This is a genomic window from Bradyrhizobium sp. i1.15.2 (assembly GCF_040548425.1).
Taxonomy (GTDB): Bacteria; Pseudomonadota; Alphaproteobacteria; order Rhizobiales; family Xanthobacteraceae; genus Bradyrhizobium; species Bradyrhizobium canariense.
Genome location: NZ_JBEPRQ010000044.1, coordinates 20,522 through 35,758 on the forward strand (window position 1 = coordinate 20,522; position 15,237 = coordinate 35,758).

Below are 15,237 nucleotides of genomic sequence, written 5' to 3' on the forward strand. Positions count from 1 at the left end.
TGGACGAACAGCATAAGAACAAAACATGAACAATGAGTCAATCGGCTTGAGGTAGAACAGAGCCGGCGTGACACGCCGTTCCGGGCGGCGCCATCCCCCGCGCTTACCGAGCCAGATCAGAACGTCACCCGCATCCCCGCATAGAAGGCGCGCGGCCTTGCCGGGCTGAGCGAGCGCGGGTCGGTGAACTCGGCACCGCCATTGGTGAAGTTGGGCACGGCTGTGCGGTCGAAGAACTGTCCGTAGGTCGCGTAACGCTTGTCGAAGATATTGTCGATCTTGCCGTAGAGCTGAACGTTCTTGGTCACCTGGTAGGACGTGTGCAGGTTGAACACGGTGTAGGACGGCAGCTTCGCATATTGGTTGGACTCGTCGCCGACCAGATATTGGCTGGAGACGAACAGCGCGTTGCCGCCGACCTTCCACACGTCGGTGACGGCATAGTCGACACCGACCTTGACGCGATGGCGCGGGATCGCGGGGAGCTGGTTGCCGGGCAGCACCTGAATGGTTTCGGTGACAGTATCCCTGAACGGGCTTTCGGAGCCGAGTGCGAAAGCGTCGAGATAGCGTGCGTCGACGAACGCGTAGCTCGCCTGAAACTGAAGCGTGGGCGACTTGATGTTGACCTCGGCTTCGAGCCCCTGACGCCTGGTCCGGCCGACGTTGGAGAAATAGCCGAAGCCGGTGCGGCCGACTGCGGGAACGGCGACGATGTCGTCGACATTGGTGGCGCGGAAGCCGCCGATTTTCCAACCAAGCGTGCCGATGTTCAGCTCCCTGCTGCCGCGCAGGCCCGCTTCCACGGTCTTGGACACGACCTGCTTCAATGGCGGATCGGAGACGAGAAACGCGGCAATGAGACAGGGACGGGCTGGATCGGAGCAGCCGAGCTCGAGCGGCGTCGGAACGCGATTGGCCTCGGAATAGCCGGCATAGGCCGTCAGCTCCGGCGTGATCTTGTAGGTGCCGCCGATCACCGGATTGAAGCGGGTGAAGGTGTGATCGCCGTTGAGATCGGTCCCGAGCTGATCCTCCAGCGTGATGCGCGCCACGTTGAAGCGGCCGCCGCCGGTGACGGCGAAGGCGTCCGTGACATTGAACGTGTCCATTGCGTAGAGGCCGTTATATTGATTGACGGTCCGCAGCGAGACAGGGCCGGCAACGGTATCAGGTACGCCGGTCGGCCCCAGGAAGAGGCCGCCGCCGCTGACGACGTAGTTTTCTCCGATCGTACCGATTTCGGCGGTGGCGTTGTAGCGCGTGACACTGGCGTCATAGGTCGCGCCCATCACGAAGCGGTTGTCGTGGCCGAACAGCTGGTCGGTGTTGGTGGCCTGCCCCGACACGCCGAAGGTGGTCGAACGTATCGAGCTGCGGTCGATCTCGCCGAGGACGGTCCCGGACGCGAAAGGATTGGCAAGCGGCAGGCCGTTAACGCCGTTTGCCGGTGTGGCGCCGTCGCCGAAGCAAAGAAGGCCGGTGAGCCCCGGATCGGTGCATTCCTGCGCGTCGGTCGGATTGCCGTCGACGAGCTTCTGCTCGTACCTGCGCACATGCGCGGTGCCTTCGAGCGTCCAGGTCGGCGTCGCATCGACCTTGCCTGTCAAGTTGAGATAGCCGACGCGATTGGAAGTGGTCTGCGGGGTCGTGTAGGTCGCGCCCCAATATTTGTCGAGCAGCTCGGCGGGAACGGTGGCGTTGGCGCCGAAATCGTTCTTGGCGACGCCCATATTGGCGTGGAATTCGCTGTCGCCGGCCTTGTAGCCGACGTCGCCGTAGAAGCGCCGCACGTCGGATTGGGAGAAATTGCGGAAGCCGTTGTCGTGCAGGCCTTCGAGCGCGGCATAGACGCCGTAGTTCTTGTCAACCGTCTTGCCCCATTGCGCCGAGCCCTGGATGCGGCCGAACGAGCCGCCCATGAGATCAAGCTCCGCGCCCTGATAGGTGAAACCGTCCTTCATTTGCAAATTGATCGCGCCGCCTAGCGCGTTGAGGCCGAAGGCGGGATTGTTGGTCACGAGCGTCACCGACCGGATCGCCGCGGTCGGGATCAGGTCCCAGTTGACGGCATCGGAGAAGGCTTCGTTGATGCGAACGCCGTTCTGATACACCGCGAGGCCTTGCGGCGTGCCCGTCACGGGCGAAGCGACGAAGCCGCGGAATTCGACATTCGGCTGGAACGGATTGCCAGTGACCTCGGTGATGTTAACGCCGGCGATGTTGTCGCGAAGCGCGTCGGTGATGTTCAAGGAGCCGGTGCGCTTGATCTGGCTGGCGTCGACGGCGTTGATCGCCGACGGAACCTTGTCGACGTCAAGACCTCTGCCGGCACCCGGCGCGGTCGGGTAGACGTAAAGGCGCGTCTTGGGGCCGGCGGATGACGGCGCCCCGATGTGCGCGACCGGTCGCGATGACGCGGTGCGCCGCGCCGTTGACGGCGGCGGCGCCGTCACCTCGACCGGCGGCAGGTTCTGGACGTTAGTTTCTTCGTCCTGCGCGGCCCCCGCGGGGATCGCGAAGACGGAGAGCAGCCCGGTCGAAACCGAGGCCATCAACAAACGACGATTGAACCCAATAGCCTTGAACCAAAGAGCCTTGCCCATCCCAGCCTTCCCATCCGTGGCCACCGGCTGTTTTGATTTTCGCCGGTTGGTCGAGACGAGTGTAATCGGCAGGGATGCGTGCGCCAGCCACAAAAGGTCGGGCCGTATCCGCACCAATTTTCCCGACAAAATCGGGAATTTTTCCCGACGCGATCAGGCCGCCGCCGTCGGAACCAGTGCCTCGACGGTCAGACCGCCGTCACCCGAGACGACGTTGAGCGTGCCGCCCAGCGCCAGAATCCGCTCGCGCATGCCGACGAGCCCGAAGCCGAGCTTCTGGCCCGGCTCCATGCCGCGGCCGTTGTCGCTGATCCGCACTCGGGCACCGCTGCGGCCATCGCTTGCCGCCTGCGCCACCGGCTCGATGACGACATTGACCGAGGTCGCGCCGGCGTGGCGGAACACGTTGGTGAGCGCCTCCTGCACGATGCGGTAGATGGTGAGGTCGGCGGTCTCCCCGGTGACGCCAAGCGCCGGCGAGATCACGGTCTCGATGGCGACATCGGGATGCGACTCCCGCCACAGCCGCGACAGCGATTCCAGTGCCTGGCGCAGGCCGAGCTCGGCCAGGCCGACAGGCCGGAGGCGCTCCAGCACGCGGCGATTGAACTGTTGAAGCGCGTTGATCTGTTCCAGCATGGCGCTGCCGTGTTTTCGCACGGCCTCCGCATTCGGGGCGCGTCCGTCCGCCTGCTTTGCCAGCGCGCTCGCATGCGCGCGCAGCGAGAACAGATATGGCCCGAACTCGTCATGGAGCTCGCGGGCGATCTCCTTGCGCTCGACATCCTGGAGCGATACCGTTCGCTCGGCGAGGCGCCGCTTGTCCTCGATGGCGTCACTGAGCGTTGCCGCAAGATGGTTGAGCTTGGTGCAGATCGCGGCGAGCTCCGGCGCGCCGCCCGGCGCGACGCGCGCCTGATAGCGACCGTCTTCGAGCTCGGCCATCATATCCGCCAGGGACTGGAGCGGCGCCAGCGCCCGGCCGACCACATTCATCATCACCAGGAACAGCGCCAGCGCGATCACCGAGCCGACCTCGAGCTGGGTCACGATGGCGTCCCAGATCTCGGCGATCTCGTCATCGGGATGGGAGGTGATCAGCAGCGAACCCGGCTTGCCGTGGATCGAGACGGGTACGCTCACCGCGGTCTGCTCGGGATGAACCAAGCTGACGAACCAGGCCGGCGGCGCGCGGGTGTCGTCATCGACGTCGGTCCGCGGCTGCGTCAGCGGACTGCCGGCTTCGTCCCGAAGCGCGATGCTGACATGGCGCAGGCGACTGAGGTCGCGCGCAATCTGGTTGAGCCTGGCATCCGGATCGGGCGCCTCGTTGAGATCCGCAACGATCATCTCGATGAATTCGCGCGCGAGCCGGATCACGCTCTTGTCCTCGGCCTGCACGCGCGGCCCGGCTTCTGCGACCTGGCGGCCGATATTGACGGCGAGTCCCAGCGCCAGCAGCAGCGCCAGGAGCAGGTTGATGCGCCCGCGCAAGGATAGATTTTGCCACATTGGTATCGCCCGTGCCCCCGCGAAGGATTGGCCTGCGCCTGTCCGATAACGTTGACAGAGGCGAAGCGCCCGATATCTAATCGAAAGCGTACAGCAATCCCGGCCGGGCGCGAAACAGGCCAAGACGCTGTCGCGAGGAACGCCTATGCGCATTTTGATCGTCGACGATCATCCCATCGTCGCCTCCGGCTGCCGTGCCGTGCTGGCCGACGAGGGCGAGATCGAGATTTTGGAGGCCGCCGACGCCGAAGACGGCGAGTGCGTCTTCATCGTCGAGCGCCCCGACCTCTCGATCATCGACATCAACCTGCCGACCGTGTCCGGCTTTGAGCTCGCGCGCCGCATCCTCGAGCGCGCGCCCGAGGCCCGAATCATCATGTTCAGCATGAACGACGACCCTGCTTTTGCCGCGCGTGCGATCGAGTGCGGCGCCAAGGGCTATGTCTCCAAGACCGGTGACCCCGATGATCTCGTCGAGGCGATTCGCATCGTTGGCGGCGGCGGCACCTATCTGCCGAGCGCGATCGCGCGCAGCATCGCCTTTGCGGGACCCGCGCTGGCGCAAAGCCCGCTGTCGAAACTGAATGCGCGCGAGATGGAGATTTTGCGGCTGCTCAGCGCCGGAAAGAGCCTTTCCGAGATCGCCTGGCTGGTGCAGTCGTCCTACAAGACTGTCGCCAACACCTCGTCCATCATGCGCCAGAAGCTCGGGGTGAAAACCTCTGTCGAGCTGGTGCGGCTGGCGATCGACAGTGGCGTGGCCTGACGGCCGCCACGAATTCGGTCACACAAGCGTTGCAATCCTGATGTGGCTTGATGCCACGGAGCATAACGGCATGACGATCCAGACTGTCTCGACCAATACATCCTATGGCGGCGTGCAGGGCGTGTATCGCCATGCCAGCCAGGCAACCGGAACCGACATGGTGTTCTCGGTCTATGTTCCTCCGCACGCGCAGGGCGCCAAGCTGCCCGTGGTCTGGTATCTCTCCGGCCTCACTTGCACGCATGCCAACGTCACCGAGAAAGGCGAATTCCGCAAAGCCTGCGCCGAGCTCGGCCTGATCTTCGTCGCGCCCGACACCTCCCCGCGGGGCCCCGACGTGCCGGGCGATGCCAGTAATGCCTATGATTTCGGTCTTGGCGCCGGCTTCTATGTCGACGCGACGGAAGCGCCGTTTTCGCGCAATTATCGCATGTGGAGCTACGTCACCGACGAACTGCCGAAACTCGTGGCGGAGAATTTTCCGGTCGATGCCAAGCGGCAATCGGTGATGGGCCATTCGATGGGCGGCCATGGCGCATTGACGGTCGCGCTGCGCAACCCGCACCGTTTTCGTGCGGCCAGCGCCTTTGCGCCGATCGTGGCGCCATCGCTCGTGCCCTGGGGCATCAAGGCGCTGACGGGCTATCTCGGGCCGAACAAGGATATGTGGCGCAGCCACGACACGGTGGCGCTGATCGAGGACGGCGCGAAGTTTTCAGGCTTTCTGGTCGATGTCGGCGAGGCTGATAACTTCTTGAAGGAGCAGCTTCGTCCTGAATTGCTGCAGGCGGCCTGTGCCAAGGCCAACATCCCGCTGACGCTGCGGCGGCAGGCGGGCTATGACCACAGCTATTATTTCATCTCGACCTTCATGGGCGATCACCTGCACTGGCATGCGGAGCGATTGAAGGAGTAAATATCCCCCTCACGGCTTGCCGTAATTCGGTGCCAGCAACCGGTTGCGGATCAGATAACTCATCGTGCGCGTCCAGGATTCATCCGTGTTGCCGCGCATGTCGGCGCTGGCGGCCGTGATCATGTTGCCGGTCTTCACGTCGCGCAGATAGATGTTCAGATTGATGATCAGGTTCGAGACCTTCTGCACCATGCCGGTGATTTCCAAATCGGCACCGAGCTGCCCGGCAAGCTTGAGGTCGCAGCCGCCGCAAGCCTGCAGATTGGCGTGACGGGCCGCGTCCCGGACCGGCGCGATATCGATCAGCTGGAACCTGCCTGACTCAACCAGTGCCTTGCGCAACTGCTCGCTGATGAGGTCGAGCCGCGCCTCCTCCGGCTTCGAGCCGTAGAACTCGCCGGGCAGGCTGGTGTCGATCAATTCGAAATCGAACACCGCGAGTTTCGGCGGATCGGCGAACGCGGCCGAGCCCGTCAACAACAAAGCTGCGAAACATATCAGCGCTCGCATGATCGTGATTCCCGGCCTCACGCGCGCGAGGACGAAATGCGGGGTTGCATGCCCTGACAAATCGGTCATGCTTTAGCAGAGACAATTCTCCATCGGCGGTCAAGCCGGGGAGTTGTACGGAGGAAACATGATCCGATGGTTGGTCGGCCTGATCGGCCTGGGTTTTGCTGCGACGAGCGCGCTCGCGGCCGACCCTGTCATGATCGGCGTCGGCTATCTCGGAATCGCCGGCACCAAATCGACGCTGTCGCTGGTCGAGCAGCCCGCGGAGAATGACGGCGTCGCCGGCGCGCGCCTCGCCATCGAGGACAACAACACCACCGGCAAATTCCTCAACCAGCGTTTTGCGCTGGAGGAGCGGCGCATCAAGGAGGGCGAGGATGCCGTGCAGGCCGCGACCGACCTCGCCGCACGCAACGGCTTCATCATCGCCGATCTGCCGGCCGACGCGCTGCTGAAAGTCGCCGACGCCTTGCGCGAGCGCGGCACGTTGCTGTTCAACGCCGGCGCGATCGACGAGCGGCTGCGCGAGGCCGATTGCCGCGCCAATGTCATCCATACCGCGCCGACCCGCGCAATGCTGGCCGATGCGCTCGGCCAATATCTGGTGTGGAAGCAGTGGAAGCGCTGGCTGCTCGTGGTCGGCTCGCATGACGAGGACAAGTTGTTCGCCGATGCGCTCCGGCGCACCGCGACGCGGTTCGGCGCCAAGATCGTGCAGGAGCGCAGCTTCGAAGACAAAGGCGGCGCGCGCCGCACGGACTCGGGCGTGACGCTGATCCAGCGCCAGATGCCGGTGTTCACGCAACAGGCTCCGGCCTATGACGTGCTGGTCGCCGCCGACGAGAGCGAGGTGTTCGGCGCCTACCTGCCCTATCGCACCTGGGATCCGCGGCCTGTCGCGGGCTCTGCCGGTCTGGTGCCGCGGAGCTGGGATGCCGCGCAGGACCAGTGGGGCGCGATCCAGATGCAGAACCGCTTCGTCAAGCTCAACGCGCGGCGGATGACCGCGCTCGACATGCAGGCGTGGACGGCCGTGCGCATGATCGGAGAGGCCACCTCGCGCACCAATTCCGGCGATATCAAGAAGGTCACCGATTTCATCAAGGGCCCGGAGTTCTCGGTCGCCGCCTTCAAGGGCACCAAGCTGACCTTGCGCGATTGGAACCTGCAGCTGCGCCAGCCGATCCTGCTGGTCGATGGCCGCATGGTGGTGTCGGTGTCGCCGCAAGAAGGTTTCCTGCATCAAGTCTCCGAGCTCGACACGCTCGGCTATGACCGCCCGGAGAGCAAATGCAAGCTGAAATGAGAAAGCAGATGTTGCGCACGTGGCGTGTTGGGTTGCTGTTCGGACTGGCGCTGGCGGCAGCGCCGGCGCATGCGTTCATCGCTTATGTCTCGAACGAGAAGAGCAACACGGTGTCGGTGATCGACACCGACAGCTGGACGGTGACCAAGACCATCAAGGTCGGCCAGCGCCCGCGCGGCATCGACTTCACGCGCGATGGCAAGTTCGTGATGGTCGCGGTCGGCGACGACGACACCATCCAGATGATCGACGCCAAGACGCAAACCGTGGTGGACAGCCTGCCCTCCGGGCCCGACCCGGAATTGTTCGCCCAGAATGCCGCTGGCAAGGTCCTCTATGTCGCGAACGAGAACGACAACACGGTGACCGTGATCGACCTCGAGAAGCGCGCCCGCCTTGGCGACATCCAGGTCGGCGTCGAGCCCGAGGGCATGACGATCAGCCCGGACGGCAAGACGCTGATCAACACGTCCGAGACCACCAACATGGCGCATTTCATCGACACGTCGTCGCGCCAGATCGTCGCCAACGTGCTGGTCGACGCGCGGCCGCGCTTTGCCGAATTCAAGCACGACGCTTCCGAATTGTGGGTGTCCTCGGAGATCGGCGGCACCGTCTCGATCATCGACCCCGCAAAGCACGAGGTGACCGGGAAGATCAATTTCGAGATTCCGGGGTTGAGGAAAGAGGCGATCCAGCCCGTCGGCATCGGCATGACCCGGGACGACAAGACCGCCTTCATCGCGCTCGGGCCAGCCAACCGCATCGCCGTGGTCGATACCGCCTCGCGCAAGGTGACCAAATATCTGCTGGTGGGACAACGGGTCTGGCACATGGCCTTCACGCCGGACGAAAAATTTCTGCTCACCACCAATGGCGTCTCGAACGACGTCTCCGTCATCGACGTCGCCGCGCAAAAGGTGATCAAGACCATTCAGGTGGGCGAACTGCCCTGGGGTATCACGATCGCGCCATGACCAGCCCTGCTCCCATCGCCGAACAACGCGAAACACCAAGGCCCGATCCGGCGGGTGTGCCCGCGCTATCGATCGACAGCGTCAGCCACGCCTATGGCCCGCGCCGCGCGCTGATGGACGTGTCCTTCGACGTGCAGCCCGCGAGCTTCACGGCCCTGCTTGGCCTCAACGGGGCGGGCAAGAGCACGCTGTTCTCGCTGATCACGCGCCTGTTCGGCATCCAGTCCGGCCGCGTCGGCATTTTCGGCCATGATGTCAGCAAGAGTCCCGGAGAAGCGCTGCGGTTGCTCGGCGTCGTGTTCCAGCCGCGCACGCTCGATCTCGATCTGTCGCTGACGCAGAACCTGCTCTATCACGCCGCACTCCACGGCATCAGCCGCCGCGAGGCCCGCGCGCGAGCCGCCGAGCTGCTCGGTCGCATCGGGCTTACCGAGCGCGCCGGCAGCAAGGTGCGCGATCTCTCGGGCGGGCAGATGCGGCGGCTGGAGATCGCCCGTGCGCTGCTGCATCGGCCACGCCTGCTCTTGCTGGACGAGCCCACCGTCGGCCTCGACGTCAAAGCGCGCGCCGACATCATCAGCCATGTGCGCCAGCTCGTGAGCGAGCAAGGCATCGGCGTGCTCTGGGCCACGCATCTGTTCGACGAGATCATGGCCGGTGACGATCTCGTGGTGCTGCACCAGGGCAAGGTGCTGGCGCGGGGACCGATGAGCCGCGTCGTCGCGGAAGCCGGCGCGCAGGACGTCAACTCCGCCTTCATGCGCCTGACCGGCGCGCAGACCGTGCCGGGCGGTGGCGCATGAGCAGCATCAGCATGCGCGAGGCGCCACGCGGCTTCTCGGCCGCCGAATACATGACCTGCCTCACGGGCATCGTCTGGCGCGAAGGACTGCGCTTCCTGCACCAGCGCGAGCGTTTCGTCTCGGCGCTGGTGCGGCCGCTGGTGTGGCTGTTCATCTTCGCCGCCGGTTTCCGCCAGGTGCTCGGCATCTCCATCATCCCGCCCTACGAGACCTACATCCTCTACGAGGTCTTCATCGCGCCCGGGCTGATGGCGATGATCCAGCTGTTCAACGGCATGCAATCCTCGCTCTCGATGGTCTATGACCGCGAGATGGGCAACATGCGCACGCTGCTGGTAAGCCCACTGCCGCGCGGCTACCTGTTGTTCTGCAAGCTGCTCGCGGGCACCGCGGTGTCGCTGCTCCAGGTCTATGCGTTCCTGCTGATCGCCTGGTTCTGGGACATCACCCCTCCTCTGTCAGGCTATCTCACGGTATTGCCGGCACTGATCCTGTCCGGACTGATGCTGGGTTCGCTCGGCATGCTGATCTCCTCTGGCATCAAGCAGCTGGAGAACTTTGCCGGCGTGATGAACTTTGTCATTTTCCCGATGTTCTTCGCTTCATCGGCGCTCTACCCGCTCTGGCGGGTGCAGGAGGGCAGCCCATATCTCTACTATGTCTGCGAGGCCAATCCGTTCACCCATGCGGTCGAGCTGATCCGCTTCGCGCTGTACGGACAGATCAACTGGATCTCGCTGGCGGTGGTCGCGACCTGCACAATCGTCTTCATGATCGGCGCGATTCTGGCCTATGATCCCTCGCGCGGGCTGGCGCGACGGGGCCCTGCGGGAGGCGAAGGATGACGGTTCGGGTTCTGGCCATGGCCGCTCTGATGCTCGCAGCCGCGGGCACGGCGGCACGCGCGGCCGATCCGCGCTATCCGGATTGGCCCTGCACGCAGGCAAAAGTGCCGGAAATTTCGCTCGCGGCCGTTTGGGCTGGCCCCTCGCTCGACGACGTGCAGAACAAGTGGAAGGACGACGCCAAGGTCAGCGCGCTGGTCGCCAAACTGTCGGCACGCAAGACACCGCTGGAAGAGGCCGAGAAGTTGGTGAAGGAGTTTTTGGCGGGCTCCGCGGCCGACAAGACCGCGAATGCGAAACTGCTGTTCGCAGGCCTGTTCGACACGCTCAACGCTCAGCGCTCGCAGGTCATGAGCGGGTTGGAACGCGTCAGCCGCAAGCAGCGCGAAGCCGCCGACAAGATCCGCGAGGAGAGTGTCCAGCTCCAGGCGCTCCAGGGCGCCACGCCGCGCGACGAGGCCAAGGTCGAGGCGCTCAGCAACGAGCTGATCTGGAAGACCCGCATTTTCGAGGACCGCCACAAGGTCGTGCGGTTCGTTTGCGAGGTTCCCACCACCATCGACCAGCGGCTGTTTGCGCTCGGACGCGTGATCCAGCAGGAAATGGAATAGCGTCAGCCTCATTGACCGCTTGCGGCAGGTTCCCGCGCCTCCATTGCGATCATTAACCTGTGCTATATGCCGGAACCAAATCGGTCTAGGATGTCTTGTCGACGGGTAATCCAAGGCATCGGGAGGCCTCGATGGGAACCACAAAATTCATCCTCGCAGGCGCTGCGGCCATCAGCATGCTCGCAAGCAGCGCATTCGCTGACGATCTGACCGGCATGGTCACTCGGATTGATCGGCTCAACAGCACGATCTCGATCCAGCAGACGCAGAAGGGCACAGTCGGCGGCAGCGCAGGCGGGGCCGGCGCGCTGCAGGAGTACAAGGCCAAGGACGCCGCAATGCTCGATGCCGTCCACGCCGGCGACCGGGTGAGCTACTCTGCGACCGACAATAACGGCACGGGCACGCTGACCAAGCTGCAGAAGCAGTAGGCCGGGATCTTTGCGGCCATCCTTCGAGACGCCCGCCTACGGCGGGCTCCTCAGGATGAGGTCTGGTTTCGTGGCGAGATGTCAGACCCTCATGGTGAGGAGACCGCGAAGCGGTCGTCTCGAACCACGAGGCCATCGACGACACAGCTCGGCTCAATTCTTCACTGCTCCGGCCGCGGCTCGGGCTGCGCCTCCTCAGTCGGAAGCTTTGCACGCTCCCAGCCGTCGGTGCCATCGGGATACCAGGCGACGCTGGAGTAGCCATACGCGAGCGCGCGCTTGGCGGCGTTCCAGGACATCCAGCAATCCGCCAGGCAATAGATCACGAGCAGCGCGGTCTTGTCGCCGTGTGATGCACGCGCGAGGCCGCGCTGGAAATAGTCGTCCATGGCGGGCGGCAGCGTTCCGTAGCCGGTATCCGGCAGCCAGATGCTGCCCGGAATGTTTTTGCGCGGCGCCTCGCGCCAGACGGTACCCGCTGGAAGGTTCTTCGGCTTCGGCGCGCGCGGCAGCACGTCGATGAAGGCGCCGCTCTTCGCGTGCCAGATCGCCTCGGCTTCTGACGTCGACAGCACGCGCGCGCCGCCGAGCGTCGCCGGCACGGGCGCGCGGTAGTTGTCGGTGCGATAGCCCTCGGGCTCGAACGGCTCCTGCTGCTGCGCAACGACCGGCGCCATCAGCACGGCGGCGACCAGCGCAGCGACAACGCGCCGCCTCATGTCATGGTGCCTTCTTGGCCGTCTCCGCGCCGAGCGGCCGATCGCTCTCGTCCAGCAGCGGCACGCCGAAATCGAGCAGGATCTTGTTGATCTCGCCCTGGTTCTCCTGGATCAGCTTGTTGAGCTGCCGCTTCCAGTTCTGGTCGGCGCCACGCACGCCCATGCCGATGCGATAGACCAGCTTTGGCCCGGTGGTTTCCTTCACCAGCGGCGTGACATGAAGCGACCCCGCCTTCTTCGCGTAGAACCCTGCCATCGGTCCCCACAGCACGCCGGCGTCAATCTTGCCCGCCGTGAGATCATCGATCATGGCCTGCGCCGAATTGTCGTAGCGCGTGTCGATCATCAGCGGATAGGGCTTTGCATCACCCATCAGTCCCGCGATGGCCATGTTGGTGGCAGGCGGCGTGCCGGCGACGATGCCGACATGCTTGCCCTTCAGCCTGGCATCCTCGAGCGTGTCGACCTCCTCCAGCCCGCTGCCCGCTTTCGCGACCAGCGCATAGCTCGTGCGGTAATAAGGATTGGTGCCTTGCACAAGGTCGTCGCCTTGGGGGAAGCCCATGATGACGTCGCAGCGATGCGATCCGAGCGTCATGCGCACGAAGCCGGTGGCTTGCGGAAAAAAGACATAGTCGAGCTTCTTCTGGAGCTTGTCCGCAAACAGCTCGGCAAGCTTGTTCTCGAACCCCTCGCCCTTCTCGTTCGAGAACGGCAGATTGCGCGGGTCGGAACAGACGCGCAGCACCTTGGGGTCGACCAGCTCGAACGAGAGGTCACCCGTCTCGTTGGTCTGCGCGATGGCGACGTCGCCGAACGCGCAAGACGCAACCAGGATACTCAGTGAAAACAACCAGCGACGATGTCGTCCGGCCTCCGTCATCGCGCTTCCTCCTAGGCTTGTTTGAATGCTAGCCATGCAACGCATGACGCGCCATGTCTTGCCAGAGTTTGTGCTGGCTTTCTTTGTTGCAGTGCAATGCGCGCAACCCTTTGAACTGAGGCGGAAAAGTGTCTCGCATCGCTCTCGTGATCGCAGCCTTGTCCCTGCTGGTGACAGCGACGCTAGCATGCGCCGCAGCGGCCGAATTGCCTGTGAGCGAAGTCGCGCCGGGAATATTCGTACACTCCGGGACCATCGCGCTGATGACCCGCGAGAACGAGGGCGACATCGCCAACGTCGGCTTCATCGTGGGCAAGGATGCGGTGGCCGTGATCGATACCGGCGGTAGCTTTCGCGAGGGCGAGGCGCTATTGGCGGCGGTGCGAGCCCGCACCAGCAAGCCGATCCGCTACGTCATCAATACCCACGGCCATCCCGACCATGTTTTCGGCAATGCGGCCTTCGCCGTCGGAGACACCATTTTCGTCGGTCACAGCAGGCTGCCGCGGGCGCTGGCTGCGCGCGGCCCGTACTATCTCGACAATTTTAGGCGCATCATGGGCGACGAATTGATATCTCCCGTGAAGATCGTGCCGCCCACAATGCTTGTCACGGATACAATGACGCTCGATCTCGGCGCGCGCCGCCTGAGCTTGCGGGCCTGGCCGGCCGGGCACAGCGACAATGATTTGACCGTATTCGATGAGACGACGAAGACGCTGTTCGCTGGCGACCTCGTCTTCCTCCGCCATATTCCGGTGATGGACGGCAGCATTCGCGGCTGGCTCGGCACCCTCGGGGAACTCGAGAGCATTCCGGCGCAGCGCGTCGTTCCCGGTCACGGGCCCGTGAGCGAATGGCCTGCGGCGCTGATCGATGAGCGGCGCTATCTGATGGCACTGCTGACGGACGTCCGGGCAGCGAACAAGAAGGGCGAACCGATCCGAACCGCCGCTGACAAGGCCGCCGCCTCGGAACGGCCGCACTGGGAGCTGTTCGACGACTACAACGCCCGCAACGCAACCGCAGCATTTTCGGAAATTGAATGGGAGTAGCGGACGCGCTACGATGTGCGTAACGTTGCTTCGTCCGCGGGACCATGACCATGACGGGATGCACGCGCCGACTGCCTCTGATCGCCCTGCTCCTCGGCATTGCATTCGCCGTGCCGGTGCAGGCTGAAGAAGCTTACGATCCCTGGCCGGGACTGGTGCAGGACATCTTCAGCAACCGTCCGATGAATGACGGCGGCAATGTCATTGGCATCGAGATGCCGTACCGCGCCGAGGACGCGGCCATCGTGCCCGTGACCCTGCGCAGCAAGCTCTCGCCCGGCGATGCCCGCCGCATCCGTTCGATCACGCTGGTGATCGATCGTAACCCCGCGCCGATGGCGGCGAAATTCGAGCTCGGACCGGATGCCAACGTCACTGAAATCTCGACGCGCGTGCGCGTCAACAATTACACCGACGTTCATGCGGTGGCCGAGCTCAGCGATGGCCAGCTCTACGTCTCGAAAGTCTATGTGAAGGCCTCCGGCGGCTGCTCGGCACCAGCGGGAAAGAATGCCGAGGAAGCCCAGAACCGGCTCGGCCAGATGCGCTACCGGCAATTCGCGCGCGAAGAGGCCCCCGCGAGCCGCATGCGGGAGGCGCAGATCATGATCGGCCATCCCAACAATTCCGGGCTGCAGATGGACCAGGTCACGCAGCTCTACATTCCCGCCTTCTTCGTCAACCAGCTCAAGCTGACACAGGACGACAGCCCCGTGCTTTCGATGGAAGGCGGCATCTCGATCTCGGAAGATCCCAATCTGCGCTTCACCTATGTGTCCAACGGCGCCAAGCGTTTTCGCGCGGAAGCCAAGGACACGGATGGTCACGTGTTCCGCAACGAGTGGGATGTGGAGAAGCCGGGGACGTAGCGCGCCACCTTCCCCTTCAAAGTCAAACGCATTGCGGATGGCTGTGCCCTCGCCCCTTGTGGGAGAGGGCAGCACCGCTGGTAGACAAAACTTCGCTTGGGTGAGGGGTTTGCCTCCGCGAGCTACTCTCTTGCGATAGTATTCGCGGAGACATACCCCTCATCCGGCGCTTCGCGCCACCTTCTCCCACAAAGGGCTTGTTGCGTAATCCGTCAATTGTGATTCTCTAAGGCAAAGCCTTGGAGGAATGACGATGGCGGTGAAGCAGACGGGGCAGCCGAGTTTTATTGAGGCTTGGCTCCCGAAGGGAGCAGGTGCCAATGCAGCGCTGGATCGGCTGTCGGGGTTAGTCAAGTGGTACCGGTTCGAGAAGCTGATCGGCCATTTGCGGGATGAAGGGAGCCCCGGTCGTCCAGGCTATCCGG

At 63.9% G+C, this 15,237-nt stretch carries 15 protein-coding genes; 10 read left to right on the forward strand and 5 right to left on the reverse strand.

The window, feature by feature from the left end:
* Positions 1–116: 116 nt before the first annotated feature.
* The gene (locus ABIB80_RS37385) at positions 117–2,606 is read right to left on the reverse strand and encodes a TonB-dependent receptor (protein ID WP_354129437.1); all 2,490 of its coding nucleotides are present in this window, start codon (positions 2,604–2,606) and stop codon (positions 117–119) included.
* Between the two features lie 153 nt (positions 2,607–2,759).
* Positions 2,760–4,118: a histidine kinase gene (locus ABIB80_RS37390; protein ID WP_354129438.1), complete on the reverse strand. Its 1,359-nt coding sequence runs from the start codon at positions 4,116–4,118 to the stop codon at positions 2,760–2,762.
* Positions 4,119–4,263: 145 nt separating this feature from the next.
* On the opposite strand from ABIB80_RS37390, the gene ABIB80_RS37395 reads away from it, so the two are divergent.
* Both ABIB80_RS37395 and fghA read left to right on the forward strand, forming a co-directional pair.
* On the forward strand, positions 4,264–4,884 hold the full coding sequence (locus ABIB80_RS37395; protein ID WP_007601414.1) for a response regulator: 621 nt from the start codon (positions 4,264–4,266) through the stop codon (positions 4,882–4,884).
* Positions 4,885–4,954: 70 nt separating this feature from the next.
* Complete coding sequence (gene fghA, locus ABIB80_RS37400; RefSeq protein ID WP_007601413.1) at positions 4,955–5,800, forward strand: S-formylglutathione hydrolase; 846 nt, start codon at positions 4,955–4,957, stop codon at positions 5,798–5,800.
* A 9-nt stretch (positions 5,801–5,809) separates the two neighbouring features.
* Here the strand turns inward: fghA and ABIB80_RS37405 are convergent, their stop codons facing one another.
* Positions 5,810–6,379, reverse strand: a complete 570-nt coding sequence (locus ABIB80_RS37405) for a DUF3280 domain-containing protein (protein WP_007601407.1) — start codon at positions 6,377–6,379, stop codon at positions 5,810–5,812.
* A gap of 58 nt (positions 6,380–6,437) precedes the next feature.
* Between ABIB80_RS37405 and ABIB80_RS37410 the strand changes: the two genes are divergently transcribed.
* The 6 genes from ABIB80_RS37410 to ABIB80_RS37435 all read left to right on the forward strand — a co-directional run bounded on the left by ABIB80_RS37410 (position 6,438) and on the right by ABIB80_RS37435 (position 11,286).
* A complete protein-coding gene (locus tag ABIB80_RS37410) occupies positions 6,438–7,619 on the forward strand; it encodes a lanthanide ABC transporter ABC transporter substrate-binding protein PedA1 (RefSeq protein WP_007601406.1) in 1,182 nt (393 codons plus the stop codon).
* 8 nt (positions 7,620–7,627) lie between these two features.
* Positions 7,628–8,596, forward strand: a complete 969-nt coding sequence (locus tag ABIB80_RS37415) for a YVTN family beta-propeller repeat protein (RefSeq protein WP_035995568.1) — start codon at positions 7,628–7,630, stop codon at positions 8,594–8,596.
* Positions 8,593–9,399: a lanthanide ABC transporter ATP-binding protein PedB/LutE gene (locus tag ABIB80_RS37420; protein WP_007601404.1), complete on the forward strand. Its 807-nt coding sequence runs from the start codon at positions 8,593–8,595 to the stop codon at positions 9,397–9,399. Before ABIB80_RS37415 ends, ABIB80_RS37420 begins: the two co-directional genes overlap by 4 nt.
* Positions 9,396–10,244, forward strand: a complete 849-nt coding sequence (locus ABIB80_RS37425; protein ID WP_035994388.1) for a lanthanide ABC transporter permease protein PedC — start codon at positions 9,396–9,398, stop codon at positions 10,242–10,244. Before ABIB80_RS37420 ends, ABIB80_RS37425 begins: the two co-directional genes overlap by 4 nt.
* On the forward strand, positions 10,241–10,855 hold the full coding sequence (locus ABIB80_RS37430; protein ID WP_007601402.1) for a hypothetical protein: 615 nt from the start codon (positions 10,241–10,243) through the stop codon (positions 10,853–10,855). The genes ABIB80_RS37425 and ABIB80_RS37430 overlap by 4 nt, the downstream gene beginning before the upstream one ends.
* Positions 10,856–10,986: 131 nt before the next feature.
* A complete protein-coding gene (locus ABIB80_RS37435) occupies positions 10,987–11,286 on the forward strand; it encodes a copper-binding protein (RefSeq protein ID WP_007601401.1) in 300 nt (99 codons plus the stop codon).
* A gap of 161 nt (positions 11,287–11,447) precedes the next feature.
* Here ABIB80_RS37435 and ABIB80_RS37440 read toward each other — a convergent pair whose 3' ends face one another.
* Both ABIB80_RS37440 and ABIB80_RS37445 read right to left on the reverse strand, forming a co-directional pair.
* Positions 11,448–12,005: a PQQ-dependent catabolism-associated CXXCW motif protein gene (locus tag ABIB80_RS37440; RefSeq protein WP_007601399.1), complete on the reverse strand. Its 558-nt coding sequence runs from the start codon at positions 12,003–12,005 to the stop codon at positions 11,448–11,450.
* A 1-nt stretch (position 12,006) separates the two neighbouring features.
* The gene (locus ABIB80_RS37445) at positions 12,007–12,888 is read right to left on the reverse strand and encodes a substrate-binding domain-containing protein (RefSeq protein WP_007601397.1); all 882 of its coding nucleotides are present in this window, start codon (positions 12,886–12,888) and stop codon (positions 12,007–12,009) included.
* Between the two features lie 128 nt (positions 12,889–13,016).
* On the opposite strand from ABIB80_RS37445, the gene ABIB80_RS37450 reads away from it, so the two are divergent.
* Positions 13,017–13,943: a quinoprotein relay system zinc metallohydrolase 2 gene (locus ABIB80_RS37450; protein WP_007601395.1), complete on the forward strand. Its 927-nt coding sequence runs from the start codon at positions 13,017–13,019 to the stop codon at positions 13,941–13,943.
* 50 nt (positions 13,944–13,993) lie between these two features.
* Positions 13,994–14,812, forward strand: a complete 819-nt coding sequence (locus ABIB80_RS37455; RefSeq protein WP_007601393.1) for a quinoprotein dehydrogenase-associated SoxYZ-like carrier — start codon at positions 13,994–13,996, stop codon at positions 14,810–14,812.
* Positions 14,813–15,237 lie beyond the last annotated feature (425 nt).